The organism is Megasphaera lornae, from assembly GCF_000214495.1.
GTDB lineage: Bacteria > Bacillota > Negativicutes > Veillonellales > Megasphaeraceae > Megasphaera > Megasphaera lornae.
Genome location: NZ_AFIJ01000008.1, coordinates 67,781 through 93,290 on the forward strand (window position 1 = coordinate 67,781; position 25,510 = coordinate 93,290).

A 25,510-nucleotide genomic window follows, 5' to 3' on the forward strand; every position below is an offset into this window, starting at 1 on the left:
AGGTAACGGACAATGTGGGAAAACATTTGGTTTGCCTGTATCGGCATGGTGACGGTATATATTTTTTATACCGATTGTCGATATTATTGGATTCCCGACCGTGCGATTGCCCTCTTGGTTTTATTGCATGGTGCGGCATGGTACGGCGGTATGATACAGCCGCAATGGAGTACGGTGTTAGGCGTGTCCGTTACCTTCTGTCTGTTATGGTGCTGGAAACCGCAAGGAATCGGCACGGGAGATATCAAATTGGCGATGATACTCAGTTGTTCTTGTATGGGCCGGGAAGGGGTGCTGATGCTTTGGAGCGCATTTTTTTCCGCCCTGGTATGCGCGTTGATCGTATGGCGATGTAAGGGGGAGAAAATGATACCTTTCGCACCTTTTTTATTATGCGGGTGGTGGTTTGCAAAATGGGAAGCGGCGGCAATTCTGATACAGCCGGGAAACCTGTAAAAAACGGCTATATTTTTTTGTTGGAATGTTTAATTGCAGTGGCGATTATTATGAGCATGGCTACTTTGGCGGCGCCTATCTATCAGAAGCAACAAAAAGAATTCGTCATTAATGCGTATGCACGACAGTTGGCGATGCATTTGCAGGTCGTACGGACGTATGATTTTACAGCACCTAAAGATAAAACGGCAAACATTGTGTTTCAAGAAAATTCGTATACGGTGCACGGTGCCGGCCCGCAATGGGACGGATCCTATCCTTGTCCGGAAGGGATATACATTAAATGGAAAAGAAGAAATAAAATCTCTTTTTCTTTACACGGTCGCGGCAGCGGTACGGAAACTTTTTATATTTGTAATAAAGACAGTACGTATAACATGCGCGTAGTTGTCGCCTCTCAGACAGGAAGGATTCGACTTGAATAAGAAAAACGGGTTTTTAATAGTGGATGCCCTGGCGGCGGCGTGTATTCTGGTATGTACGATGGTCCCGGCGATGGTTGCGGTGCATCGTGCCTTAGCAGTGTATACGCGATGTTGTCGACAGACCGTATTGCTGGAAGTGACACAAAATGAAATTGAAAAATGGCGTGGCGGCTATACGCATCAAGACGGACAAGAAGCGGCATACGCACAAGGCAAAGAAAAATATACAGTGCGCTTTTTTATACAGCCGGCTATGGAAGGGTGGGAAAAACGGGAAGTCGAGGTGACGAACGATGCGGGAGAAACCCAACATTTATACTATTTGGCAAGGAAAGAAAAAAAAGGCTGACGGGTTTATTTTATTGGAAGTGCTTATTTTTTTTGTGTTGGCCCTGTTTTTGATTAGTACGATGTTGACTTGTTCGTTACAAACGATACGGTATGTACGGTACGGAGAAGTATGGGAAGAAATGATGCGGCAGCGATGGGTTATGAATGATACGTTTTATTCCGAATTACATAACAGTATTAAAACGATTACCGAATATTCTTTGTTGGCATTATACGATGGGGAACGTGAATGGCGGTGTCACAGTATCAGCGGCGGCATGTACAAATGGTTGTCCAATCATGACGATCATCCGTATATCAGGGGCGATTGGGGACGGGATGTTTCTTCACGCGTTTTTGTGGAACCGATAGATCCGGAAAAGAAATTTTTCTTTAAAAATAAAGAAATGGTGGATATATCCATGTTTTATCGCGATCGGGATTTAAAAATCTATTGGCCCTGTCATTTGATTATCACTCCCTGGTGTGTAGAATGGCGACAGACGGCGGAAAAATAAAAGAAAGAACGGAACGGACCCATGAGAAAAAACGGCTTTTTAACAGTGTATACATTGTGGGTGGGATTGATTATGGTGTTTTTGGCAAGTTCCACCTGTCTGTTATCAGTACAATTTTTGAAACAAATTCCGTATAGACGGCAGTGCGTACAAATGGATTATGATGTGCAGGCCGTATTACGGGATTGTGTAGAGGAAATGCAGGGCCAATCCATGGCAAAAAAAAGAGAGTTTTTACAAGCGCCGATGCGGCGTTGTCAGGCTTTGCATCCCGAATATGAAGTGCAGGGAGAAGAAATGCATTACGATCCGATATTTTTCGGATACCCCACACCGGGATATGTATCCGTACGGATTCATGATACGAAGCGGCATATATGGCGTTGGGGATCCCTTAAGGTGCAAACGCAAAAGGAAGCGGACGGGTCCTATAAAACGATTATTTTACATGGTGTGCGTGATTAGCGGAAAAGGAGAAGACGCATGAAATCCAAGAAGATTATATTGTGGCCGGCAGCCGATGAGGTATATATTCTTGCTATGTATTTAAACCGGTGCGGAACCGTGAAAGGCTATGAAGGGTTTACCGTTTCCTGTCCGACACGGTGGCTTCAAGATGCGCAGCGGACGGAAGCTGTTATGCAGAAGCTCCGCGCGACGTATGCGTGGAAAAATTGTCATATTTCCTTAGTCGTAGGCGGTGAGGATTTGATTTGGAAACAAGTATCGCTGCCGGTAAAACAAAAAGAACAGGCCGGGCAATTAAGTTGTTGGGAATTGGATACGAAAGAAGAAAATATTGGCTATACATACGATGTTATGCGGATTTCGGAAGCGGATACGGCCGGTATGTATACCTGGATATTGGGTGCCTATCCGGAAAACCGAATATATTCGCTGTGTGTTTCGTTACAACAGCAAAAAAATAAGGTGGACGCTGTCGATGCGCTTCCCTGCTGTCTGGCAAGACAAGCGGGAGGGCATACGGGAACGGTATATTTGCATGAAGGACATACGCTGCATGCGGCGTATATCCGCGGCGGGGTACCGTTGACCTATGGAACGATGCGGGAACTGCCGGCCGGCGGCAGGGCTTTGTTGCAAGAACGGGGCCAAAGTGAACAGGACGATTTTATCCTTTGGTTTGATGAAGAAACCCAAGTATGGCAGACGAACCCTCTTTTTACATGGGAAGAGCGGTGTCGGGCATATGGGCTGTCGTTTCCGGTAGGCGTATTAACCCGCTGAAGAAAGGAACTACTATGAAAATACAATTAAATTTATTGCCGGCGGCTATGGTGCGGGCGCGTCGGCAGAAAATTCGCCGCTATCGATTGGGCGGAATGTATCTGCTGTTGACGGCGGGGTTGATTACGGGGGTCTTGCAGGGGGAATACGGCAGTCGGTGTATTCGGCAACAGCAACAACAATTTCGACTTCACGGGCAATATGTGCAGCAATCGTGGCAAGACGAACGAAACCGTCAGGAAGCCTGGCGGCGGTTTGCGGAAACGTATAAAAAAAAGCATATGGACGGGTTGGCGGATACGCAACTGTTGGTCGCGTTAAGTGAAAGCAAGCCGAAAGAAGCGGTATTTTTGTCGTGGCAGCGGGATCAAGCGGAGACGGTCATTACGGCACAAGCGCCGGATGCGGAAACGGCACGGCAATGGCAGGAACAATTACAGCAGCAGCCGGGGATCGGCAGGGTTTCGTTAAGTAAAACCGACGCTTCCCATACGGAGCCGGTTTCATTTCAATTAACAGTAAAAGGAGAGACGATACATGGTCAATCGGGGGATCCTGACGAACTTTTATCATCTGCTGCGCACGCGCAGTCGTAGGGGTGAAAAATGGTTGTTGTACGGAGGCTTGATAGGATTGCTCGTCGTAAACGGATATGTATGGCGACAAATTATTCATATGCACAACACCTATATGGCCTGGCGGCAAGTTACGGCGCAAAGTACAAGGTATCCGAAAATTCCGCAGGGCGTATGGCCTCCTTCTGAAATGACGGCGGAGAACCTGTCGCGGCAAATCGAACATACGGCGAAAGAACTGGATGTTTCTCTGTTACGGGTCAATGCTCCGGAAGAGGCGGGAAGTTTTTATGAAGCGGAAATACAGACGGATTTTTCAAGGCTGTTAGTATACATCAATACTTTGACAGGGAAATTGCCGGAAAGTACGGTGCAAATTACACAGATAGAGCGACGAAATAATGAAGTTGCGGCGATAGTACGTATCGGCTAGTACGAGAAAAAGAGTTTCCCGGATAAGAGTGTATTCTCTTATCCGGGAAACTCTTTTTTGAGTAGGTAAATGTCGGATTGGAGTTTTTTTGTGTCGTAATGGAGTAGACAAAGAAAGTATTGATTGTTATTATACAAACATGATAATCGCTATCGAAAAAATTCATATGGGGTAGTGGCTATCGCAAGCCGATTTCGGTGTATATGATTTTTTATTATCTTTTAAGGAGTGTGCGGAATGGACGGATTACAGTATTGTTTGCATTTATTTAAAAGTGGTGGCGTTGTGATGTATCCGATGCTGTTACTCTCGATTTTTACGGTAGCTATTGCGATTGAACGGTGTTTTTATTATCGTGGGAATCGTAAAGATTCCAAAAAATTTTTTGTAGGAATTGAACATGCGGTCAAAGAAGGACAATGGGAAATGGCTTCTCAATTTTGCGAAAAGTTCCCGACGGCAATTAGCCGGATTATTGCCAACGGATTGCAGCATAATGAGAATGTAGACGATATGAAAGACGGCTTTGCGGAACAATTGACGGTGGAAGCAGTAGGATTTCGTCGCTATTTGGATTATCTCAGTGCGATTGTTACGATTTCGCCGTTACTGGGGTTGTTGGGAACGGTTACGGGTATGATCGGTACGTTCAGCGTATTGGATAACGGCGCCGGGGCGTCCGCGATTACCGGCGGGGTCGGGGAAGCCTTGATTGCGACGGCCTCCGGGTTGTGCGTGGCGATTGTTTCCTTCTGTGTGTATACTTATTTTGATCATCAACTGGATACTATTATTACGGATACGGAAAAGTTATGCGCCATTGTTTTAAATGAACGGAAAGAAAAATAGGAGGGACGTCTATGTTTACGAAACTTAGAACAAAACGGAAACCGATGTTCATGATCATTCCCATGATTGACATCATTTTCTTTCTCCTCGTTTTCTTTATGATGAACAGCTTACAAACGATTGCGCAGAAAGCGTTATCCGTACAGTTGCCGCAAGCACAACATGCATCGGCACCGGTACAGATGCCGATTATTATTACGATAGATGCGAAAGGGCATATTACGCTGGATAATAAACCCGTAAGCATACAAGAAGCTTCCGTCATGATGCGACAACATATGGCGGAAAATCCGGAAGCGGCCGTTGTATTGCAGGCGGATCGGCAAACTATTCACGGGCAGGTGGTGGCGGTAATGGATATTTTAAAAGCCGCCGGCGTGAAACGATTGGCGATTGCTGCGGAACAGAAGGGATGAGGAGACGATGCGGAGATTTAGTTGGAAAAAGGCGTATGCCTGCTCTGCGGCGATCCATGTCCTGTTTCTCGGCATTGTTGCGTTTTGCGTAGCCGGACAAGTTATGCATCAGGAAAAGCAGCAAATGTATGTCGTGGATTTGGATGACGGCGATATGAGTCAAGGCAGCGGACATGCCGGCGGTGGCGGCGGCAGCAATCAGCTTTTTCCCGATAAGTTATCGACCCGGGAGGTAGCGCAAAAAGTGGAAAACGCACAACTGCGGTCGACCACGACGGTTCCGGAGGCGACTCCCGCAACCGCTGCGCCACAAGCGGCGCCGGCGACCGGAAGCAGTATCGGTCATGCAAGTGCCGTCGGCACCGCTACGGGAAGCGGTACCGGTACAGGCGGCGGTGTAGGCTCCGGGAGCGGTACAGGCTCGGGAGCCGGACACGGCGACGGACACGGATACGGCAAAGGTTCGGGGAACGGACAGGGCAGCGGCAACGGCAATGCGCCGGGAACCGGCAGCAGTCCTTTCGATAAGGCCGGGTTTCGCGCCAGAATCGACAGTCATAAACAGTATCCGCCTATGGCGGTTAAACGGCATTTACAAGGTAATGTAACGATTCAAACGACCTTGGACGGCAATGGAAATTGTCTGGGCGTAGCCGTAGTAGGCTCTTCCGGCCAACCGATGCTGGACAGCGCTGCCGTACGGGCGGCCCGTGCCGCCTGCCCCTTTCATAATGCAACGAAGAAGACGATTACAGTGACGACGACGGTGCGTTTTGAATTGGCGGATGATGACGAATAAAAGAGAAATAAAGGTGTTAAGACGCCGTCGGCTTTCCGCAGAGCGGGTAGTTTTTGTAACCGGCCGTTAACGGACGGCAAGCGGCGTTTTACCGTATATATGTGATGTATGGCAACTATTTTATTTTAGTATGAGGTGAGAGGTATGAAAGCAATTGTTTTATATTCCAGTCGTACAGGTAATACCCAAAAAGTGGCGGCAGCGATTCGGCAAGGATTACCGGCCGATACGCCCTGTTTGCCCGTGTCGGAAGCGCCCGCTTCTTTAGCGGCGTATGATTGTGTGTTTTTAGGATATTGGGTGGATCGCGGGTTGCCCGATGCCGCCGCAAAAGCGGTGCTTGCAACCTTAACGAATACACATGTGGCTCTGTTCGGTACGTTGGGGGCGAATCCCGATTCGGAACACGGGCAAATGTGTGTGGAACACGGGAATGAATTGGTTCCTAAAATTTGTCATTTGGCAGGTTCTTTCTTGTGTCAGGGCGCGGTGGATCCAAAAGTAATTGAAATGATGTATAAACAATTTCCGATGGGACATCCGCACGGCAAATCGGCGGCCCGCGATGCGTTGCATGCGGAAGCGGCAAAACATCCCGATGGCGATGATTTGGCACGAGCAACGCAGTTTGCGGCTACCGTTTGGCGACAGATTCAAGAGTAAGAGGAGACGTATATGGGCTTAGAAGAATTATTTGAGAGTTTAACCGAAGAACAACAAATTTTTCAATTCGGCGTCGAAACGGACAATCCATTGGCTCATGCGTTCCCGCGAAAACGGGTAGTACATGCCGGGTTGAACGGAACGGTGGTGGCGCCGGATGAATCCCAAGCTATATGGCAGGAGATTATGTCCAAACCGCCGCAAGAAAAAGGGACGCAGACCGCATATATTCATATTCCGTTTTGTAAAACGAAATGTCTGTATTGCGGCTTTTTCCAAAACGGTACCGATCAGGCGGTGGAAGATCAATATATTGATGCGTTAATTAAAGAATTGGAGGCGGCGGCGGTAGCTCCCAGGCTGAAAGACAGTCTGATTCATGCCGTCTTTATCGGCGGCGGCACACCGACCTCCCTTTCGCCTCGGAACATGGCCCGTTTATTACAGGCAATTCAACGTTGTCTGCCGTTGGCGAACGATTATGAATTGACCCTGGAAGGACGTATTCATGATGTAGTTCCGGAAAATATGGAAGTATGGTTTGCCAATGGCGTAAATCGAGTGTCTTTAGGCGTGCAATCTTTTCATACGGAAATTCGGCGGAATGTAGGGCGCTTGGATGATCAGGAAACCGTATTAAAGCATTTGGAAAATCTTTGTTCCTATAATCAAAGTGCGAATGTCATTGATTTAATTTACGGCTTGCCGGGACAAGACCTGGATATTTGGAAAGAAGACTTGGATTTATTGATGGCCTCCGGTGTGGACGGCTGCGACTTATATCAATTAAATGTATTTGACGGCAGCGACTTGAATAAAGCGATTCAAGCCGGTCGTCTGCCGGCGGCGGCGACTACGGAATATCAGTCCGCCATGTTTTCTTTCGGGAAAAACTATTTAGCACAACATGGGTACAAGCGATTGAATATTTGTCATTGGAGCTGTACGAATCGTGAACGAAGTTTGTATAATACGTTGGCACGTTCAGCGGCGCCCATGTTTCCCTTCGGCAGCGGTGCGGGCGGCCATGTGGACGGGTACTCCACCATGTTGCATCGGATTATTCAACCGTATGAAGCCTATGTGCAAATGGGGAAAAAACCGTTTATGGCACTCATGAAACAATCACCTCTTGAACCTATTGTAGAAGAAGTGCAGGCACAGTTTGAAATGGGGGCCGTTAATTTACAAACGATTATTGCCTTCGATGCGCGGCTGAAAGACTTGCAATGGGTGTTTGACCTTTGGCAAAAACGCGGCTTATTGGCATTTAACGGGATACAATATGAATTAACGGAGGCCGGCCAATTTTGGCAGGTAAATTTGACCCAGTCCACTTTGGAATGTATCCAATTTATTATGACGGGACAAAATGCCATTGCTGTAGAAAAAGTGGCGGCCCAAGATTCGGCAAAGGCCGATGCGATGGTACAAGCAATGAAAAAAATGAAAGAAATGTATTCCGGCCACGGTGTGGAAGTCATGAAAAAAATGGCGGAAATGTCGGGAGGACATCCGTCGGCCCGCAAGAGGGGGGCGATGTCGGGAAAAAAAGGCGCCGAAGCGATGAAACAAATGGGAAACCCTATGGGAGATATGGCGGATCCTATGAAAAAAATGGCGGAAGCTATGAATCGTATGAGCCCCGAAGAATTACAGGCGGTTATGAAACGGATGATGGGCGACGACTGAATAAAAATTAATTAGATATGATCCGAAAACCGGGACTAAGAGTCTTCTTAGTCCCGGTTTTTTTCGGCAGGACAGAAAACCGAGCTGCCAACCTATTTGTGTGCGGCGCGTCCTAAGGCGCTGTCGCCGGTGCGGAGAAGCGGTGTTCGACAAACATTAAGACTGAACATTTTTTCTTTTCATTCTCCGGGAAAGAAAAAAATATAGTTTGCAAAACATATGAATAGAATGCATGCAAAGTAAAAGCATATGGTTTAAAGGCACTTGACAAGCAAAAAACACAAGCTTATACTTGAGTAAAAGAGTGCAAATAACACATGCACAAAAGTAAGAAATAAAATTCAACGCGTCATACGCAATGTAAGGAGGAACAGTATTATGTCAAAAATTATCGTCATTGGTTCGAATCACGCCGGTACAGCGGCAATTAACACGATTTTGGATCACTATAAGGAACAGGAAGTCGTAGTATATGATAAAAACAGTAATATCAGCTTTTTAGGTTGCGGCATGGCGTTGTGGATCGGGAAACAGATTCATTCCGGTGACGGGTTATTTTATGCCACTCCGGAAGGATTGGCGGCAAAGGGCGCCAAGATTCATATGAATTCGGAAGTTACGGCCATTGATCCGGCCAAAAAGACCGTTACCGTTATTGTGGACGGCGTTGAAAAGCAGGATACGTATGATAAATTGATTTTGGCTACCGGCTCCAATCCGGTGGTGTTGCCTGTGCCGGGGCATGATTTGGAAAACATTCAATTAGTAAAATTATATCAGAATGCCAAAACGGTCATTGAAAAATTACAAGCCCATCCGGATATTAAAGATGTCGTCATTATGGGTGCCGGGTATATCGGCGTGGAATTGGCGGAAGCGTTTGAACGGTTGGGAAAAAACGTGGTCATGCTGGACATGGCGGAACGCATTATGCCGCGGAATTTTGACATAAAATTCACGGACATGATGATGGACAATATGAAAAAGCATAATATTCAAATTCGCTTAGGCGAAGCGGTTCAAAAATTTGAAGGCAAAGACGGCAAAGTTTGCGCCGTTGTTACGGATAAGGGAACGTATAAAGCGGATATGGTGATTTCCGCAGTAGGCTTTAAACCGAATGCCGATTTGGGCGGCGATTTATTTGAACGCTTCGCCAATAAAGCGTATTTGACGAATCGCAAATTTGAAACCAGCCAAAAAGATATTTACGCCATCGGCGATTGCACTACGGAGTTTGATAATTCGACGGGCAAAGAATCTTACATTGCGTTGGCTACGAATGCCGTACGCAGCGGGATTATTGCGGCACATAATGCGTGCGGCACGGCTATTGAATCCTTGGGAGTACAGGGCGCCAGCGGTATTTGCATTTACAATTTGAAAATGGTGACGGCAGGCTTGACGGTCGCCGCTGCGGAAAAGGCGGGGATTGAAGTTAATTATTCCGATTATAAGGCGACACAAAAACCGGCGTTTATGGAAGTGGACAATCCGGAAGTAACGATTCGTATTGTGTATCGCAAAAAGGATCGCGTCGTTGTAGGGGCGCAATTAGCTTCTACCTATGATATGTCGGCGCAGATTAACATGTTCTCGTTGGCTATTCAAGAAAAAGTCACGGTCGATCGGATTGCGTTATTGGATCTGTTTTTTATGCCGCATTTCAACGAACCGTATAATTATGTTACGATGGCCGCTTTATCGGCAAAATAAGCGGGGAGAGAAAAGAGTCGCAGTAGGACTGCGGCTCTTTTTTTGTTTGCCCGGGCGAATACGCACGAAAATATTTTTGGAAAAAGTAAAAAAAGTATTGACAAATTTCAGGCCTTTTTGTAGAATAAACACATGCTTACAGACGAGAAGTCGAAAAGCGTTATATTGCAAAAATCTGATGACGGGAAAGAGTACTTTGCCGGGATATTTACAGAGAGCCGATGGGTGGTGTGAATCGGTAATAGAAGGTAAAGGAAAATCATCCCTGAAGAGACGTGCTGAAGATATTAAGCACTGACGATTTTTCCACGTTATAGGAAACGCGTATGTTGGTACGTTGTAGAGAGCCCGCTATGGCAGTAATGCGGCGGGAATCAGGGTGGTAACGCGGAATATACTCCGTCCCTCAGTAGAGGGACGGAGTTTTTTTTATCGCAATCGGCACTGACGTTCTCTAAATTCCAACAGGAATATAAGATGTATTACCTAATGGAGGAGAGATGCAGCATGGCAAAAGTGTATTATGACAAAGACGTAAATTGGGATGTATTGAAGGATAAGAAAGTTGCCGTCATCGGCTACGGCAGCCAGGGACATGCCCATGCCCTGAATTTGAAAGAAAGCGGCGTGTCCGTAGTTGTCGGCCTGTATGAAGGCAGTAAATCGGCAGCAAAGGCCGAAGCGGACGGGTTGCCCGTCGCTTCCGTAGCGCAAGCGGTAGCGGCGGCCGATGTTACGATGGTATTGATTCCCGATGAAAAGCAGGCGGCCGTATATCAAACGGAAATCGCACCGCACTTAAAGCCTAACAGTGCCTTGGCGTTTGCGCATGGATTTAATGTGCATTTTAAGCAAATCGTACCGCCGGAAAATGTGGATGTGTTTATGGTGGCACCGAAAGGACCGGGACATTTGGTCCGTCGGACCTTTGTAGAAGGAGGCGGCGTTCCGGATGTCTTTGCCGTAGAGCAGGACGCCAGCGGGCAATGTTTCGACTTGGCGTTGGCGTATACCCGCGGTATCGGCGGCACGCGTGCGGGAGTTTTACAAACCACGTTCCGGGAAGAAACGGAAACGGATTTGTTCGGTGAACAGGCCGTTCTTTGCGGCGGGATTTGCCAATTGATTACCAACGGTTTTGAAACCTTGTGTGAAGCGGGGTATCAACCGGAAATCGCATATTTTGAAACCTTCCATGAAATGAAGCTGATTGTGGATTTAATGTATGAAGGCGGAATGGCCAAAATGCGTCATTCCATCAGTGATACGGCGGAATACGGCGATTATACGGCCGGTAAAAAAGTGGTCACGGAAGACACGAAGAAGGCGATGAAAAAGGTATTGGCGGATATTCAGGACGGTACATTTGCTAAAGAGTGGTTATTGGAAAATAACGCCGGCGGCCGGGCCCATTTCTTGGCCATGCGGCGGCAACATGCGGAACATCCGGTAGAAGTTGTCGGGGCCGAATTACGGAAAATGATGCCGTGGTTACACAATAACGATCAAAAAGATTAGCAAACGGTAAACAGGTAAAAAGCGGGGCATCTCTTTTTTATGAGATTGCGGGAGGTGTCCCGTTTTTTTATATAATGAGGTGAAGACGATGAAAATGACCGGTGCGCAAGCCCTGATAGAATGTTTAAAACGAGAGCATGTGGAAGTAGTATTCGGCTATCCCGGCGGGGCTGTATTAACCTTATATGATGAATTATATAAAGCCGCCTTTCCCCATATTTTGACCGGGCATGAACAAGGGGCCGTACATGCCGCCGACGGTTATGCGCGAGCTACGGGAAAAGCGGGCGTCTGTTTTGCAACTTCCGGCCCGGGCGTGTGCAATATGGTGACAGGGATTGCCACGGCCAATATGGATTCGATTCCCTTAGTCATTATCAGCGGGCAGGTAGCTACTTCGCTGATTGGCAGAGATTCTTTTCAAGAAGCGGATATTTCCGGCATTACGACGCCGATTACGAAACACAATTATTTGGTTAAAGAAGTAAGCGAGTTACCCCGCGTGTTGAAAGAAGCCTTCTTTATTGCGACCACCGGTCGTCCGGGGCCGGTGTTGGTGGATATTGCCAAGGATGTGTTTGATGCGGAATGTACGTATACCTATCCGGAAAATGTACATTTACGGGGCTATACGGGTACCTATGAAGGTCGGGTTTCGGATTTGGATAAAGCGGTTGCCGCTTTGGCGGCGGCCGAGCGTCCGGTTTTTTTAACGGGCGGCGGCATTATTGCGGCGAATATGTCGCCCATGTTGCGGCATATTGTGCATACCTTGCAAGTCCCTGTGGTTACGACGCTTATGGGCAAAGGAGCGGTGTCCGACGACTACGCGTATCACCTGGGAATGGTGGGGATGCACGGCTCTTATGCGGCGAATATGGCGGTTACCGAATGCGATGTATTGGTCGCCGTGGGGGCCCGCTTTGATGATCGGGTGACGGGAGTAGTGGCTAATTTTGCACCGCAAGCACAAATTATTCATTTCGACATTGATAAGGTGGAAATTAATAAAATTGTGCATGCCCATATCAGCGTTAATGGCGATTTGCGATGGTCGTTGCCGTTATTGGCGGATAAATTGTCCGCATCTTCCGCGGATTTCGCGATGCAGTTTAAAGAATGGCGCGAAACTGTGCGGCAGCGGCATAGCCGACATCCTTTTCAAACCCGACAAGTGCCGCATACTATATCACCGAAAAAATTATTTGCGGCCGTGCGGGATTGTACCGATGAAAATACGATTGCTGTAACCGATGTGGGACAACATCAAATGTGGGCGGCGCAATTTTTCAATTTGTCGCAACCGCGACAATTTCTGTCTTCCGGCGGCTTGGGTACCATGGGTTACGGATTGCCGGCGGCTATGGGCGCCAAAGTGGGGTGTCCGCAAAAAACAGTCGTTCTTTTTACGGGGGACGGCAGTATTATGATGAACTGCCAGGAATTTATGACGCTAGCCAAATATGGCATTGCGATTAAAGTGATTGTCTTACAAAATAATGTTCTGGGCATGGTAAATCAATGGCAACGGATGTTTTATGAAGGACATTATGCCGCCTCCGTGCTGGCGGATAATCCGGATATAACCGCCGTTTCCGAAGCGATGGGCGTACGCGGTTGGAAGGTAACCGAACCGGAAGAGCTGACGACGGTCGTGCGGGAGTTTTTGGCGGCCGAAGGTGCAGGCGTGCTGAATGTACGTATTCCGGAAGATGAAAATGTATATCCCATGGTACCGGGCGGAAAGCGCTTGGATCAAATGGTATTGGGAGGGAAAACGGTGTCATGAGACAACATTTAGCAATTTTAACCGATAATAAACCGGGCGTATTGACTCATGTAGCCGGACTGATCAGTCGACGGGCGATTAATATAGAGTGTATCAATGCCGGGTATACGGAAGAACAGGAAGTGACGCGGATTAATATTGTCGTATCTGTAGAAAGTCGGGAAGAATTGGCTCGGGCCGTGAATCAATTGGCGAAGTTGATTGATGTAATAAAAGTGGTGAATTTGGATGATCGTCCCTTTGTGGGGTGTGAGTTGGCCATGATTAAAGTCGGCTACAAAAATTCGTCGCAACGCGAGGAGCTGGCCAATATGGCGGCACTGTTTCATGCCAAAGTAGTGGATGTGCAGTTGCGGTCGCTTATTTTGCAGGTAGCGGGAAAAGAAGATAGAATTGATGCGTTATTGAGAATGTTGCAGGCATACGACGTGTTGGAAATCGCGCGTACGGGACAAATTTCCTTATCTCGCGGAGAGGTGCCGGTTAAGAATATGTAGAGAAAGAAGAGGAGCAGGATATGCGTAGTGATGCAGTAAAAAAAGGAAGCACCAGAACCGCCCATCGTACTTTGTTTCATGCTATGGGCTATACGGATGAAGAATTGAGTAAGCCGTTAATCGGTGTCGTTAACGCGTTTAATGAAATTATTCCGGGCCATATTCATTTACGGGAAATTGCACAAGCCGTAAAATTGGGTGTGGCGGCCGCCGGCGGAACGCCTATTGAATTTCCGGCTATCGGGATTTGTGACGGCATTGCCATGGGACATGCGGGCATGAAATATCCGTTAGCCAGTCGGGAACTCATTTGTGATTCTATTGAAGCCGTCGCTAACGGTCATGCGTTTGACGGGTTGGTGTTAATTCCCAATTGCGATAAAATCGTACCGGGCATGTTAATGGCGGCGGGAAGAATCAATATACCGGCCGTTGTGGTCAGCGGCGGTCCTATGTTGGCCGGCCGACATAAAGGGAAAGATATCAGTGTCAGTACGATGTTTGAAGCTGCAGGAAAGGTGGAAAGCGGGCAAATGTCGCCGGAAGAATTGCGGACTATGGAATGTCAGGCATGTCCCGGTTGCGGTTCCTGCTCCGGTTTATTTACGGCCAATACGATGAATTGCATGACGGAAGTGTTGGGCATGGGATTGCCGGGAAACGGTACGATTCCGGCGGCGTATACAGGCGCCAGACGCATGTTGGCAAAACAAGCGGGTCATGTGATTATGGAATTGATACGAAAGGATATAAAACCGCGGGATATTATGACGCGGCAAGCCTTTGAAAATGCCATTGCCGTAGATATGGCCATCGGCGGTTCTACAAATACGGTGCTGCATTTACCGGCGATTGCTCATGAAGCGGGCGTGGAATTGCCGTTGGAGGTGTTTGATGAAATCAGCGGTAAAGCGGCCTATATTTGTAAAATGAGTCCCGGCGGTACCTATCACATGCAGGATTTGAATGAAGCCGGCGGCATTAATGCGGTAATGAAAGAGTTGACAAAAATACAGTTGATTCATACAGAGGCGCAAACCGTGACAGGCAGTATAGGCGATCGCATTGCGCAGGCGGTGAATGAGCGCCCGGAAGTGTTGCATAGTGTGGAAAATGCGTATATGCATAAAGGCGGCATTGCTATTTTAAAAGGTAATTTGGCACCGTTAGGATCGGTTATTAAAGAAAGTGCGGTAGAACCGGATTTATTGACCTATACGGGACAAGCCAAATGTTTTGATTCGGAAGAAGCGGCCATTGAAGCTATTTTAGGCGGAGAAATACACGAAGGACATGTGGTGGTCATCCGTTATGAAGGCCCGAAAGGCGGACCGGGCATGCGAGAAATGTTGAATCCCACCGCCGTGATTACGGGCATGGGGTTAAAAGTGGCGCTGTTGACGGACGGCCGTTTCAGCGGTGCCAGTCGCGGCGCGTGCATCGGGCATATTTCTCCGGAAGCTATGGAAGGCGGTCCGATCGCGTTAATTGAAGACGGCGATGTCATTGTCATCGATATACCGCAACGAAAATTGGAATTACAAGTCGATGCGGAAGAATTGGCACGACGGAAAGCGGCGTGGAAACAGCCGGAACCGAAGGTGAAAACGGGCTATTTATCCCGGTATGCCCGCATGGTTACTTCGGCCTATACGGGCGCTGTTTTACAGTGAAGAACGCAAAGGCTGCGGCAAGCGTGTTCCGTTCCTCTTTTCCGGACCGAAAAAAGGACGGGTACGTGCGGTGCCCGGAAAAAACGGCTTCCGGCAGGCTTTTCATTGACATTAGGAGAGAAAATTGCTAGAATGAAGCATATTATAAAGGCGATGAACGGAAGAAGACAGAGAAGGTCGCACAGAGAGACGGCGGTTGCTGTGAAGCCGTTGCGAGGTTCCTGTCGAGTCACCCGGAAGCCGGCAAGAAAAAGCCTTGCTCGGAAGCAGCCGTTATCTGTCGGATAGAGGGGTCGTATAACGACAACTTAGGTGGTACCGCGGAAGTTTGCATACTTTCGTCCTGAATATTAGGCGAAAGTATGCTTTTTTTTAGTTAGGAGGATGGCTTATGAAATGGAATAAGGAACGTTTGACGAGTTATGCGCCGCAAGAAATGGAAATGAAGTGGTATGAATATTGGGAAAAAAACGGCTATTTTCACCAAGAGCCGGAGAATGAAAAAGAAGCGTTCAGTATTGTCATGCCGCCGCCGAATGTAACGGGGCAATTACACATGGGGCATGCGTTGGATAATACGCTGCAAGATATTTTAATACGCTTTAAACGCATGCAGGGGTATCATACGGCCTGGATTCCCGGGACGGATCATGCCGGTATCGCCACGCAGGTAAAAGTGGAACAACAATTGGCGAAAGAAGGAAAAACAAGGTATGATATCGGTCGTGAGGCGTTTTTAGAACGGGTCTGGGCATGGAAACAACAATACGGCGATCGCATTGAACAACAGATTCGTCGTCTCGGATCTTCCTGCGATTGGCGTCGCAAACGATTTACGATGGATGAAACGTGTGCCGCCGCAGTACGGGAAGTATTTGTGTCCTTATATGAAAAAGGTCTTATTTATCAGGGCGAACGCATTACCAACTGGTGCCCGCATTGCCATACGGCATTAAGCGATATTGAAGTGGACCACGAAGAAGAGAACGGGCATTTGTGGTATATCAAGTATCCGGTTGTCGGCGAAGATGCCTATATTATGATTGCCACGACGCGACCGGAAACGATTATGGGGGATATGGCCGTAGCTGTGCATCCGGAAGATGAACGGTTGCGTACGTATATCGGCAAAAAAGTGCGCATTCCCTTTGTGGACAGAGAAGTGCCGGTAATCGGCGATACCTATGTAGATCGGAATTTCGGTACAGGGGCCGTAAAAATTACGCCGGCGCATGATCCGAATGACTTTGAAATGGGGCAGCGCCATCAGTTGCCGTCGCTTATGATTATGAACCTGGACGGGACCATGAATGCCGAAGCGGGAGCGGCGTATGCGGGCATGACGAGAGAAGCGTGCCGACAAGCGGTCGTCAAGGAGTTGGAAGCGATGGGACTGCTTGATCATACGGAAGAGTTGCGGCATGCTGTAGGCCATTGCTCTCGTTGTCATACGACGATTGAACCGTTTTCCACCAAACAATGGTTTGTTAAGATGAAACCGCTGACGGCGGCGGCTTTGAACGCCGTAACGACAGGAAAAACGCAGTTTGTGCCGGATCGGTTTGCGAAAATTTATAACCATTGGCTGGAAAATTTACACGATTGGTGCATTTCCCGGCAGCTTTGGTGGGGGCATCAAATTCCCGCCTGGTATTGTGACGATTGCGGACAAACTACGGTCAGTCGCGAGGATGTCGGGACCTGCGCTTATTGCGGAAGTACGCATATTACCCGGGATCCGGATGTGTTGGACACGTGGTTCAGTTCGGCCTTATGGCCCTTTTCCACCCAAGGATGGCCGAAAAAAACAGCGGATATTCAGAAATTTTTCCCTACTTCCGTGCTGGTTACCGGGTATGACATTATTTTCTTCTGGGTAGCGCGGATGATGTTTATGACTTGCGAGTTTATGAAAGATATTCCGTTTAAACATGTATTTATTCACGGCTTGGTGCGGGACAGTCTGGGACGTAAGATGAGTAAATCCCTGGGCAACGGCATTGATCCGCTGGGCGTATGCGAAGAATACGGGGCCGATGCGCTGCGGTTCACGCTGGTTACGGGGAATACGCCGGGAAATGACATGCGGTTTTATATGGAACGTGTAGAAGCCAATCGGAATTTTGCGAATAAAATTTGGAATGCGTCCAAATTCGTTATTATGAATCTTACGGAGTATGATGACGCATTTGTGCCGGAAGCGGCGGATCTCACTCTGGCGGATCGTTGGATTTTAACCATGCTTAACGAAACTGTACAAAAAGTCACCCGTGACCTGGATCGGTTTGAATTGGGAGAGGCGGCGGATACGGTTTACAATTTCATTTGGAATTTGTATTGCGATTGGTATATTGAATTGACCAAAAAACGGCTGTATACGTCGACGGATGAACGGAATCGCCGCACGGCCCAATTTGTTTTAGTGCATGTATTAACCCGCACGCTGGAACTTCTCCATCCGTTTATGCCGTTTGTAACGGAACATTTGTGGCAACATTTACCGCATACCGGGGAGAGTATCATGCTGGCTCCGTGGCCGCAAGTGCAGGAACAGTGGCAATTTACAGAAGATGCGGCGCAAATGAATGTTCTTATGGAAGCGATCAAAGCGGTGCGAAATTTGCGTGCCGAAGCAAAGGTTCCCATGGGAAAACGGGCCCCGATTATGTTGAAAGGCGGTACGGCCGCGTTGACCCGGTTGTTGCAGACGTACGAAAGTTATTTCCATACGTTGGCGTTTGCCGATACGGTAACCTTGCTGAAGGAAACGGACGGTAAGCCGGAAAATGCGGTGGTGGCGGTTGTTCCGGGAGTGGAAATTTATTTGCCGCTAAAAGATTTAATCGATGTGGAAAAAGAACTGGCCCGGGTACAAAAAGAAGAAGCGAAAATCATCAAAGAAATCGCCCGCTTGGAAGGGAAATTGCAGAACGCGGGCTTTTTAAGCAAGGCTCCGGCCGAGGTTATTGCCAAAGAAAAGGAAAAACTGGCAACGTATCAAGAAAAAATGACATCCTTGACGCAGCGGCTGCAGGAATTGAAGAATTTGTAAGAGGTGACAGGTATGACGTATGAAGAAGCCGTTTCTTATGTAGAAAACGCTTCCACTTTCGGGATTCAATTGGGATTGCGGCGGATTACGGAATTGTTGCGAAGGCTTCAGGATCCCCAGAAAAAATATAAAACCGTACATGTAACCGGAACGAACGGGAAAGGGTCGGTTACGGCCATGATTGCCTCCGTTTTGGAAACGGCGGGATATGAGGTGGGACGGTATACGTCCCCGCACTTGGAATCGTATACGGAGCGAATCCATGTAAACGGTAAGGACATTTCCGAAGATGCGTTTGCAACGGCGGTGCAGACGGTGGCCAAAGCGGTGGAAAGCATGCAGGCGGAGGGCTGGGAACGACCTACGGCGTTTGAAATGTTGACGGCCGCCGCGTTTTGGTATTTTGCCGAAAGGAAGGTCGCCTATGCGGTGATTGAAGTGGGCTTGGGGGGATTGTTGGATTCTACCAATGTGATTATCCCGGAAGTTGCGGTGATTACCAATGTGGATTTGGATCATATGAAATACTGCGGCGCTACGATTGCGGAAATTGCGGTGCAGAAAGCCGGCATTATAAAAGAAGGGGTTCCGACGGTGACTACGGCAACGGGGGAAGCCTTGGCGGTGATTGCCCGTACGGCATATAAAAAACACAGTCGTTTATATGCGTCGGATCACAGCTTTTTTGTTACGGCGGACAGCTTGTCCGATCCCTTACGGGGACAGACGGTTACAGTGCGGGAAGCGTACGGATTTACGGTTTCCGCCACGTTGCCCCTGTTGGGGGAACACCAGAAAAGAAATTGCGCGGCGGCTATGATGGCGTTATTACTATTGGCCCGTACGCAGAAACCGTTGACCCGCACGGCATTGGAAAAGGGGATTCAACAGGTACGGTGGCCGGGACGCTTTCAAGTATTGCAGGTACAGGGTCGTACGGTGGTCATTGACGGTGCGCATAATCCTGCCGGCATTCACGCTTTTTGTCAAACGTATGACCGCGTTTTTTCCAAGCGTCCGCGCGTCTTTGTATTTTCCGTGTTGGCGGATAAAGCGTATCCGCAGATGGTACAAGAATTATTTCATGCGGACGATATCGTATTTTGTGCGCCCGCACCGACGCCGCGGACTGCGGATCCGCAGCAATTGGCGGCCCTGCTTCCTTGTGCGGCAACCGCTTGTGAAACCCTGGAACGCGCTTGGGAAGAGGCATTTCACGCGTTGACCGAAGATGCTGTTCTTTGTGTGGTCGGTTCCTTATATATGCAGAATAATATCAGAAAATATATACAGCAAAAATATGGCTTGTCTATATAAATCGAAAAATCACTTCCTGTCTTAACAGGAAGTGATTTTTTATGGGCGGCAGGGAAACACAAAGAAAAAAATTAGGTTTACAAATAGCGGGCGGATGCGTATAATATAACCATACTATATAGTAACCGGCAGTCGGACAGGGCCGGTGACAAAAACGCGGCGCAGAGGCGGGGAGTATGGCAGGGAGAGAGAATATGTGTTGACATCTATGACATGGGGACAAGAAAAAACAATACAGGATATAAAAATTGCAGGTGACAAGAAGACGATGGATGAAACCGGCGGTCAGAAAGAAAAATACGGCGTACACAGGGAGACACGCAAGTGCCCGGCGGAAAAAGCGGCAAGAAAACGGGAAGGTAAAGCCCGATTTGTCAAAATGTGGAAACAGTGGCTGATGGATATTCACAAGGCGGAAGTGGAAATTGCCCGTGAAGAAGGCGTATCGCAACAAGCGTTTAATGCCAAAATGCGGAATGCCACCATTCGCTATACGGAATTGGCGGCGATTGTGGAACGCTACGGTTATACAGTAGAAATTACCAAGAAAAAAATATAAGGTAAAAAGCATTGCGACGTGTTACACGAACAATGCTTTTTTTTGCGGCGGAAATACTTTTTTTATACAGCCGGCCCGGCGGATCGGGAGTAGTAAGATAGGCGCAAGTCGGGTATAATGACATAGGGAGGAAGATACCTATGAACGGAGCAACCTATTATTATCGCTATCGGCGGGAAACGCCGCAGGAACAAGCCCGGTTACGGGTGGTGTACGCGTTAACGGGTACGGCGTTTTTTTTGCCGTTGCAGTTGGCGGTTATGGAACTGTTTTTTATCTTGGCGGTTATAGCGGCCGTTTATTACTATAAAAAGTACGGCGGTTTTCGGCGGCCCACACAGCCGTTGCAAGTGCCGGCCGCGTGCTTTGCCGGGGCGGCCTTACTTTCTCTGATCGGTTCGGAACACTCGGCGTTCGGCTTGGCGTTTTATTGTTTTACCATTCTTCAATACATTATTTTATATTGGTTAATACAATCTTTTATTGGCAGTAAAAACGAACGATTGCGTCTTTTAATCGCCGTTGTGGCGGCGGCGACTGTCGTCGGTATATACGGGATGATCCAATTCTTTTTTTTGCTCACCCCGGCATCGGCACAATGGGTGGATAAAGCGGCATTTCCTTTATTATATCGGCGCATGTATGCGACCCTGTATAACCCGAATTTACTGGCGCAATTTTTACTCATGACGTTGAGTGTGTCCGTCTTTTTGGCGGGGTCCCGAAGACGTCCCGCATACCGACGCGTGTTATACGGCGTGTCGCTGTTATTGGCCGTTTGTACAGTACTGACGTATTCCCGCGGTGCCTGGCTGGCATTGGCGGCCTTGACCGTATATTTGGGTGCCGTGCGGGATAAACGGTGGTGGTTGTTGTTGCTTGTCGTTCCCGGCGTGTTGACCGTATATCACGGCGGCCTGACCTATCGGTTGTTATCGGTATTTACCACCCATTCACAAGATACTTCCGTTATTATGCGTTGGTCCATGTGGAAAAGCGCCTTGCAAATGACCGCCGCGCACCCCGCATTGGGGATCGGATGGGGAGAATTTAAATTTGTGTATCCTCACTATAATTGGCTGATTCGTCATGCGGGCATGACGATTTATCATGCTCATAATATGTTCCTGAACATTTTAGCGGAAACCGGGATGGGCGGCATTTTTTTCTTTCTCTGGTTCTTTTGGGGGCATCTATACTACGCAGGCGGTCAGGGGACTGTTCGCAGTTGGCAATCGGAAACGTACATTCCGGAACTTATGGGCAGTGTTATTCTGGTCACATTCGTTACCGGATGCAGTGACTTTGATTTGTTCAGCACGCAAATTTCCATGGTATTTTGGCTTATTTGCGGAATTTTTGCAAGTTGTTATGAAGAAAAAATGCGGAAAAAGTTTGCGAAATAAAGAACGTACATATATAATAATTATATATGTGCGTGACAAGAATATTCAGCCGAGTCATGGCCGGATATGGGAGGAATGTATGATGAAACATAAAAAAGCTATATCCGATGCGGTTATAGAACGATTGCCGTTATATTATCGTGATTTATTACTTTTAAAAGATGCCGGCATTGACATTATTTCTTCCGAACGCTTAGGGGAACGATTAGGGATTACGCCGGAACAAATTCGGAAAGATTTAACGTGCTTCGGAGCCTTCGGTAAAAAAGGCGTCGGTTATTATGTCAATGAACTGTGTCAACAAATTGTGGAAATTATCGGCTTACAACAACATTGGAAAGTAGGGATCGCCGGCATCGGTCACTTGGGATGGGCCTTGGCCAATTACAAAACCTTTGAGCGGTTGGGATTCAGAACTACCGGGTTATTTGATGTGGATCATCGCATTATCGGACAAAATGTGGGCGGCGTCATTGTGACGCCGATTGCGGACATGGCGGCGGTCATTGCCCGGGAAGGCATACAAATCGGCATTATTACCACGCCTGCGGCGGTAGCGCAGCAGGTGGCGGATGAGATGGTAAAGGCGGGCATCAAAGGGATTCTGTCGTTTGCACCTTTGCGCTTAACCGTACCGGATAATATTTTTGTATTCCGAGAAGATTTGTCTATCGGTTTGAGTCGGATTTCGTACTATTTAACCAATTGTTCCGGGAAGGCAATGACCGATGCGGACCGGACATAATGACAGAAGAAATTTCTTGACAACACAGGTGCGAATCTGTAAAATAAATAAGTAAGCTTTTTACTTGGACTCCACTTAGCCCCGGAGAAAAAGACCTAAAGCTTTGGTTACGTATTCAATCAGGGAGGAATTACACAGCATGAAAACTACATTTATGGCCAATGCCGGCAACATCGAACGGAAATGGTTTGTTGTTGACGCTGACGGTCTTACATTAGGTCGTCTTGCTGCCGAAGTTGCTAAAATTCTTCGGGGAAAACATAAACCGACTTTTACCCCGCATGTAGATACAGGTGATTTCGTCATTGTTATCAATGCAGCAAAGGTTAAATTGACCGGTAAAAAATTAATTCAAAAAACGTATTTCCATCATTCCGGTTATCCCGGCGGTTCCAAATTTACACAAGCCGGCCATTTATTGGAAAAACGGCCGGAACGTGTAGTGGAAATGGCGATTCGCGGTATGTTGCCCAAAAACAAATTGGGAGAACAAATGTATCGTAAATTAAACGTATATGCCGGTGCCGAACATCCGCATCAGGCACAACAGCCGACTGAATTAAAATTAGACATTCGTTAATACCGGGAGGAAGATTTCATGGCAGAAACAACGTATTGCTACGGTACAGGCCGTAGAAAGACCTCCGTTGCCAGAGTTCGTCTGGTTCCGGGGCAAGGAAAAATTACTGTAAATAAAAAAGAATTAACCGAATATTTCGGTCGTAAAACGTTGGAATTAATTATTCGTCAGCCTCTCGTATTGACGGGCATTGCCGATCAATATGATGTGATTGCCGACGTTAAAGGCGGCGGTCCCTCCGGACAAGCCGGCGCCATTCGTCACGGCATTAGCCGCGCACTTCTCGAAGTGAACAGCGAATATCGTCAAAGCCTTAAAAAAGCGGGCTTGCTGACACGTGATCCGCGTGAAAAAGAACGCCGTAAATACGGTCTTAAAAAAGCGCGTAAAGCATCCCAGTTCTCCAAACGTTAAACGTTCGAATACGAGTAAAACCGGTGACCTTGAAGGTTATCGGTTTTTTCTTTATGCGGAAATCGGGACGGCGGCTTTCCGGACTCGGTACGACAGGCCCGTTCATCCGCAGAAAATGACTATACATTCAGCAGGTGTATGATATAATACTAGAGAATATAGTTGCAATGGATTACATCGTTACTTGCGTAAAAACAGTAGGAGGAAATAATGGAACAAAAAGAGCTTGTTATTGTGGTTGATTTCGGGGGCCAATACAATCAATTGATTGCGCGTCGCGTGCGAGAAAATCACGTATATTGTGAAGTTTATCCCTATCAGAAGGCGTGGGAAGAAATTAAAAAGAAACGTCCGCAGGGGATTATCTTTACCGGGGGGCCCGCCAGCGTATATGATGAAAACGCACCGCGCATGGAAGCGGCAATTTTTCAAGCGGGCATTCCCGTATTGGGACTGTGCTACGGCATGCAATATATGGCACAAACGTTGCACGGCACCGTGCAGCAGGCAACCGCCCGTGAATTCGGCAAAACCGTGATTACCGTGCGTAACGACTCGCCGTTATTTCAGGGATTAGCCGCCCGGCAAACCGTCTGGATGAGTCACCGGGATTATGTAGCCGCCTTGCCGGAGGGCTTTGAAAGTATTGCCTCCTCCGCAAATTGTCCGGTGGCGGCGATGCAAAATAAAGAAAAAAAACTCTATGCTCTGCAATTCCATCCGGAAGTACTCCATTCGGAACACGGCAAAGAAATGCTGCATAATTTTTTATTTGCCGTTTGTCATTGCACCGGTACCTGGACGATGGCCAATTATGCCAAAACGGCAGTAGCGGATATTCGCCGTACAGTGGGTGACGGAAAAGTAGTGTTGGCACTTTCCGGCGGCGTGGACAGCTCGGTTGCGGCCGCCCTTATTTCCCGAGCGGTAGGCAAGCAACTGACCTGTATTTTTGTCGATCACGGATTGATGCGGAAAAACGAAGGCGATGAAGTAGAGCGGGCCTTTCAATCTTCCGGCATGAATTTTATTCGCGTAGATGCAGCCGCCCGGTTTTTAGGAAAATTGGCACATGTAGGGGACCCGGAAGCAAAACGTAAAATTATCGGGGAAGAATTTATTCGCGTCTTTGAAGAAGAAGGCCGAAAAATCGGCGCCGTCGATTTTTTAGCACAAGGAACCATATATCCCGATGTCATTGAATCCGGAGCCGGGGATGCGGCCGTTATCAAAAGTCATCATAATGTAGGCGGCTTACCGGCCGTCGTAGACTTTAAAGGACTTATTGAGCCCTTGCGTAATTTGTTTAAAGATGAAGTGCGGGAACTGGGCAGTGAATTGGGGTTACCCGACTATTTGGTGTGGCGCCAACCCTTCCCCGGTCCCGGTTTGGCCATTCGCGTTATGGGCGAAATAACGGCGGAAAAACTGGACATTTTACGGGAAGCGGATGCCATTTTCAGAGAAGAAATCGTAAAAGCCGGTCTGGCTCGTTCGATTAATCAATATTTTGCAGTATTAACCGCCAATCGTACAGTGGGCGTCATGGGCGACTTTCGCACCTATGACTATACCTTGGCCTTGCGCGGCGTTACCACTACGGATTTTATGACGGCCGATTGGGCGCGCATTCCGTATGACGTCCTGGAAACCGTATCCGGTCGTATTGTCAACGAAGTTCCGCATATCAACCGTATTGTATATGATATTACCGGTAAACCGCCGGCTACGATCGAATGGGAATAGTAGCAAAATTTTCTAAAATGGCTTAATTACAAGCTATAAAGAGAATGAAAAATGGCTACTGGTACTCAAATGGTACTGGAAGTAAAAAAGAATA

The 25,510-nt window shown here is 47.8% G+C and carries 26 protein-coding genes and 2 other annotated features; all 26 genes read left to right on the plus strand.

Annotated elements, in window-relative coordinates; all coding sequences use genetic code 11:
• The first annotated feature begins 12 nt into the window (after positions 1–12).
• The 26 genes from HMPREF1039_RS01710 (at position 13) to guaA (ending at position 25,416) form a co-directional block, all read left to right on the plus strand.
• Positions 13–456, plus strand: a complete 444-nt coding sequence (locus HMPREF1039_RS01710) for a prepilin peptidase (RefSeq protein ID WP_007390617.1) — start codon at positions 13–15, stop codon at positions 454–456.
• Positions 393–881 carry a pilus assembly FimT family protein gene (locus HMPREF1039_RS01715; protein WP_232217210.1) on the plus strand — a complete coding sequence of 163 codons (489 nt, stop codon included), beginning with the start codon at positions 393–395 and terminating at the stop codon, positions 879–881. The genes HMPREF1039_RS01710 and HMPREF1039_RS01715 overlap by 64 nt, the downstream gene beginning before the upstream one ends.
• On the plus strand, positions 874–1,230 hold the full coding sequence (locus tag HMPREF1039_RS01720) for a hypothetical protein (RefSeq protein ID WP_007390687.1): 357 nt from the start codon (positions 874–876) through the stop codon (positions 1,228–1,230). The genes HMPREF1039_RS01715 and HMPREF1039_RS01720 overlap by 8 nt, the downstream gene beginning before the upstream one ends.
• Positions 1,175–1,729 carry a hypothetical protein gene (locus HMPREF1039_RS01725; protein ID WP_232217211.1) on the plus strand — a complete coding sequence of 185 codons (555 nt, stop codon included), beginning with the start codon at positions 1,175–1,177 and terminating at the stop codon, positions 1,727–1,729. Before HMPREF1039_RS01720 ends, HMPREF1039_RS01725 begins: the two co-directional genes overlap by 56 nt.
• A 45-nt stretch (positions 1,730–1,774) precedes the next feature.
• Positions 1,775–2,194, plus strand: coding sequence for a hypothetical protein (locus HMPREF1039_RS01730; RefSeq protein WP_235720019.1), 420 nt, complete (start codon positions 1,775–1,777; stop codon positions 2,192–2,194).
• A gap of 18 nt (positions 2,195–2,212) precedes the next feature.
• A complete protein-coding gene (locus HMPREF1039_RS01735; protein ID WP_007390719.1) occupies positions 2,213–2,977 on the plus strand; it encodes a hypothetical protein in 765 nt (254 codons plus the stop codon).
• Between the two features lie 14 nt (positions 2,978–2,991).
• A complete protein-coding gene (locus HMPREF1039_RS01740; protein ID WP_007390659.1) occupies positions 2,992–3,573 on the plus strand; it encodes a hypothetical protein in 582 nt (193 codons plus the stop codon).
• Positions 3,515–3,985, plus strand: a complete 471-nt coding sequence (locus HMPREF1039_RS01745) for a hypothetical protein (RefSeq protein WP_235720020.1) — start codon at positions 3,515–3,517, stop codon at positions 3,983–3,985. The genes HMPREF1039_RS01740 and HMPREF1039_RS01745 overlap by 59 nt, the downstream gene beginning before the upstream one ends.
• Before the next feature lie 237 nt (positions 3,986–4,222).
• Entirely contained in the window at positions 4,223–4,834 is a 612-nt protein-coding gene (locus HMPREF1039_RS01750) for a MotA/TolQ/ExbB proton channel family protein (RefSeq protein ID WP_007390713.1), read from the plus strand.
• A gap of 11 nt (positions 4,835–4,845) precedes the next feature.
• Entirely contained in the window at positions 4,846–5,250 is a 405-nt protein-coding gene (locus tag HMPREF1039_RS01755) for an ExbD/TolR family protein (protein ID WP_007390639.1), read from the plus strand.
• Between the two features lie 7 nt (positions 5,251–5,257).
• Positions 5,258–6,049: a TonB family protein gene (locus tag HMPREF1039_RS01760; protein WP_007390724.1), complete on the plus strand. Its 792-nt coding sequence runs from the start codon at positions 5,258–5,260 to the stop codon at positions 6,047–6,049.
• A gap of 144 nt (positions 6,050–6,193) precedes the next feature.
• A complete protein-coding gene (locus HMPREF1039_RS01765; RefSeq protein WP_007390712.1) occupies positions 6,194–6,712 on the plus strand; it encodes a flavodoxin family protein in 519 nt (172 codons plus the stop codon).
• Positions 6,713–6,724: 12 nt separating this feature from the next.
• A complete protein-coding gene (hutW, locus tag HMPREF1039_RS01770; protein WP_007390655.1) occupies positions 6,725–8,404 on the plus strand; it encodes a heme anaerobic degradation radical SAM methyltransferase ChuW/HutW in 1,680 nt (559 codons plus the stop codon).
• 378 nt (positions 8,405–8,782) lie between these two features.
• On the plus strand, positions 8,783–10,120 hold the full coding sequence (nox, locus tag HMPREF1039_RS01775; protein ID WP_007390699.1) for a H2O-forming NADH oxidase: 1,338 nt from the start codon (positions 8,783–8,785) through the stop codon (positions 10,118–10,120).
• A 169-nt stretch (positions 10,121–10,289) separates the two neighbouring features.
• Positions 10,290–10,530, plus strand: a binding site (T-box leader).
• 97 nt (positions 10,531–10,627) lie between these two features.
• On the plus strand, positions 10,628–11,638 hold the full coding sequence (ilvC, locus tag HMPREF1039_RS01780; protein WP_007390682.1) for a ketol-acid reductoisomerase: 1,011 nt from the start codon (positions 10,628–10,630) through the stop codon (positions 11,636–11,638).
• A gap of 88 nt (positions 11,639–11,726) precedes the next feature.
• On the plus strand, positions 11,727–13,427 hold the full coding sequence (ilvB, locus tag HMPREF1039_RS01785; protein ID WP_007390648.1) for a biosynthetic-type acetolactate synthase large subunit: 1,701 nt from the start codon (positions 11,727–11,729) through the stop codon (positions 13,425–13,427).
• Positions 13,424–13,924: an acetolactate synthase small subunit gene (gene ilvN / locus HMPREF1039_RS01790; RefSeq protein WP_007390662.1), complete on the plus strand. Its 501-nt coding sequence runs from the start codon at positions 13,424–13,426 to the stop codon at positions 13,922–13,924. The genes ilvB and ilvN overlap by 4 nt, the downstream gene beginning before the upstream one ends.
• 20 nt (positions 13,925–13,944) lie before the next feature.
• On the plus strand, positions 13,945–15,597 hold the full coding sequence (gene ilvD / locus HMPREF1039_RS01795; RefSeq protein WP_007390601.1) for a dihydroxy-acid dehydratase: 1,653 nt from the start codon (positions 13,945–13,947) through the stop codon (positions 15,595–15,597).
• 144 nt (positions 15,598–15,741) lie between these two features.
• Positions 15,742–15,946, plus strand: a binding site (T-box leader).
• Positions 15,947–15,988: 42 nt separating this feature from the next.
• Positions 15,989–18,649, plus strand: a complete 2,661-nt coding sequence (locus tag HMPREF1039_RS01800) for a valine--tRNA ligase (protein ID WP_007390704.1) — start codon at positions 15,989–15,991, stop codon at positions 18,647–18,649.
• Positions 18,650–18,661: 12 nt separating this feature from the next.
• A complete protein-coding gene (locus HMPREF1039_RS01805; protein ID WP_007390590.1) occupies positions 18,662–19,966 on the plus strand; it encodes a bifunctional folylpolyglutamate synthase/dihydrofolate synthase in 1,305 nt (434 codons plus the stop codon).
• A 196-nt stretch (positions 19,967–20,162) separates the two neighbouring features.
• Entirely contained in the window at positions 20,163–20,525 is a 363-nt protein-coding gene (locus HMPREF1039_RS01810; protein WP_007390721.1) for a hypothetical protein, read from the plus strand.
• A 140-nt stretch (positions 20,526–20,665) separates the two neighbouring features.
• Positions 20,666–21,931 carry an O-antigen ligase family protein gene (locus HMPREF1039_RS01815; RefSeq protein WP_007390673.1) on the plus strand — a complete coding sequence of 422 codons (1,266 nt, stop codon included), beginning with the start codon at positions 20,666–20,668 and terminating at the stop codon, positions 21,929–21,931.
• A gap of 82 nt (positions 21,932–22,013) precedes the next feature.
• Positions 22,014–22,676 (plus strand): redox-sensing transcriptional repressor Rex, encoded by a 663-nt coding sequence (locus tag HMPREF1039_RS01820; protein ID WP_176603334.1) that lies wholly within the window; start codon positions 22,014–22,016, stop codon positions 22,674–22,676.
• A 139-nt stretch (positions 22,677–22,815) separates the two neighbouring features.
• Positions 22,816–23,256, plus strand: a complete 441-nt coding sequence (rplM, locus tag HMPREF1039_RS01825) for a 50S ribosomal protein L13 (RefSeq protein ID WP_007390603.1) — start codon at positions 22,816–22,818, stop codon at positions 23,254–23,256.
• Positions 23,257–23,274: 18 nt separating this feature from the next.
• On the plus strand, positions 23,275–23,670 hold the full coding sequence (gene rpsI / locus HMPREF1039_RS01830) for a 30S ribosomal protein S9 (protein ID WP_007390646.1): 396 nt from the start codon (positions 23,275–23,277) through the stop codon (positions 23,668–23,670).
• A 210-nt stretch (positions 23,671–23,880) separates the two neighbouring features.
• Positions 23,881–25,416: a glutamine-hydrolyzing GMP synthase gene (gene guaA, locus HMPREF1039_RS01835; RefSeq protein ID WP_007390723.1), complete on the plus strand. Its 1,536-nt coding sequence runs from the start codon at positions 23,881–23,883 to the stop codon at positions 25,414–25,416.
• Positions 25,417–25,510 lie beyond the last annotated feature (94 nt).

What these genes read in the sequence shown, in the direction of transcription:
- HMPREF1039_RS01710 (WP_007390617.1), top strand. Translation starts at nt 13, where the DNA reads ATGTGGGAAAACATTTGGTTTGCCTGTATCGGCATGGTGACGGTATAT.
- HMPREF1039_RS01715 (WP_232217210.1), top strand. Translation starts at nt 393, where the DNA reads ATGCGGGTGGTGGTTTGCAAAATGGGAAGCGGCGGCAATTCTGATACA.
- HMPREF1039_RS01725 (WP_232217211.1), top strand. Translation starts at nt 1,175, where the DNA reads ATGCGGGAGAAACCCAACATTTATACTATTTGGCAAGGAAAGAAAAAA.
- HMPREF1039_RS01735 (WP_007390719.1), top strand. Translation starts at nt 2,213, where the DNA reads ATGAAATCCAAGAAGATTATATTGTGGCCGGCAGCCGATGAGGTATAT.
- HMPREF1039_RS01740 (WP_007390659.1), top strand. Translation starts at nt 2,992, where the DNA reads ATGAAAATACAATTAAATTTATTGCCGGCGGCTATGGTGCGGGCGCGT.
- HMPREF1039_RS01745 (WP_235720020.1), top strand. Translation starts at nt 3,515, where the DNA reads ATGGTCAATCGGGGGATCCTGACGAACTTTTATCATCTGCTGCGCACG.
- HMPREF1039_RS01750 (WP_007390713.1), top strand. Translation starts at nt 4,223, where the DNA reads ATGGACGGATTACAGTATTGTTTGCATTTATTTAAAAGTGGTGGCGTT.
- HMPREF1039_RS01755 (WP_007390639.1), top strand. Translation starts at nt 4,846, where the DNA reads ATGTTTACGAAACTTAGAACAAAACGGAAACCGATGTTCATGATCATT.
- HMPREF1039_RS01760 (WP_007390724.1), top strand. Translation starts at nt 5,258, where the DNA reads ATGCGGAGATTTAGTTGGAAAAAGGCGTATGCCTGCTCTGCGGCGATC.
- HMPREF1039_RS01765 (WP_007390712.1), top strand. Translation starts at nt 6,194, where the DNA reads ATGAAAGCAATTGTTTTATATTCCAGTCGTACAGGTAATACCCAAAAA.
- hutW (WP_007390655.1), top strand. Translation starts at nt 6,725, where the DNA reads ATGGGCTTAGAAGAATTATTTGAGAGTTTAACCGAAGAACAACAAATT.
- nox (WP_007390699.1), top strand. Translation starts at nt 8,783, where the DNA reads ATGTCAAAAATTATCGTCATTGGTTCGAATCACGCCGGTACAGCGGCA.
- ilvC (WP_007390682.1), top strand. Translation starts at nt 10,628, where the DNA reads ATGGCAAAAGTGTATTATGACAAAGACGTAAATTGGGATGTATTGAAG.
- ilvB (WP_007390648.1), top strand. Translation starts at nt 11,727, where the DNA reads ATGAAAATGACCGGTGCGCAAGCCCTGATAGAATGTTTAAAACGAGAG.
- ilvN (WP_007390662.1), top strand. Translation starts at nt 13,424, where the DNA reads ATGAGACAACATTTAGCAATTTTAACCGATAATAAACCGGGCGTATTG.
- ilvD (WP_007390601.1), top strand. Translation starts at nt 13,945, where the DNA reads ATGCGTAGTGATGCAGTAAAAAAAGGAAGCACCAGAACCGCCCATCGT.
- HMPREF1039_RS01800 (WP_007390704.1), top strand. Translation starts at nt 15,989, where the DNA reads ATGAAATGGAATAAGGAACGTTTGACGAGTTATGCGCCGCAAGAAATG.
- HMPREF1039_RS01805 (WP_007390590.1), top strand. Translation starts at nt 18,662, where the DNA reads ATGACGTATGAAGAAGCCGTTTCTTATGTAGAAAACGCTTCCACTTTC.
- HMPREF1039_RS01815 (WP_007390673.1), top strand. Translation starts at nt 20,666, where the DNA reads ATGAACGGAGCAACCTATTATTATCGCTATCGGCGGGAAACGCCGCAG.
- HMPREF1039_RS01820 (WP_176603334.1), top strand. Translation starts at nt 22,014, where the DNA reads ATGAAACATAAAAAAGCTATATCCGATGCGGTTATAGAACGATTGCCG.
- rplM (WP_007390603.1), top strand. Translation starts at nt 22,816, where the DNA reads ATGAAAACTACATTTATGGCCAATGCCGGCAACATCGAACGGAAATGG.
- rpsI (WP_007390646.1), top strand. Translation starts at nt 23,275, where the DNA reads ATGGCAGAAACAACGTATTGCTACGGTACAGGCCGTAGAAAGACCTCC.
- guaA (WP_007390723.1), top strand. Translation starts at nt 23,881, where the DNA reads ATGGAACAAAAAGAGCTTGTTATTGTGGTTGATTTCGGGGGCCAATAC.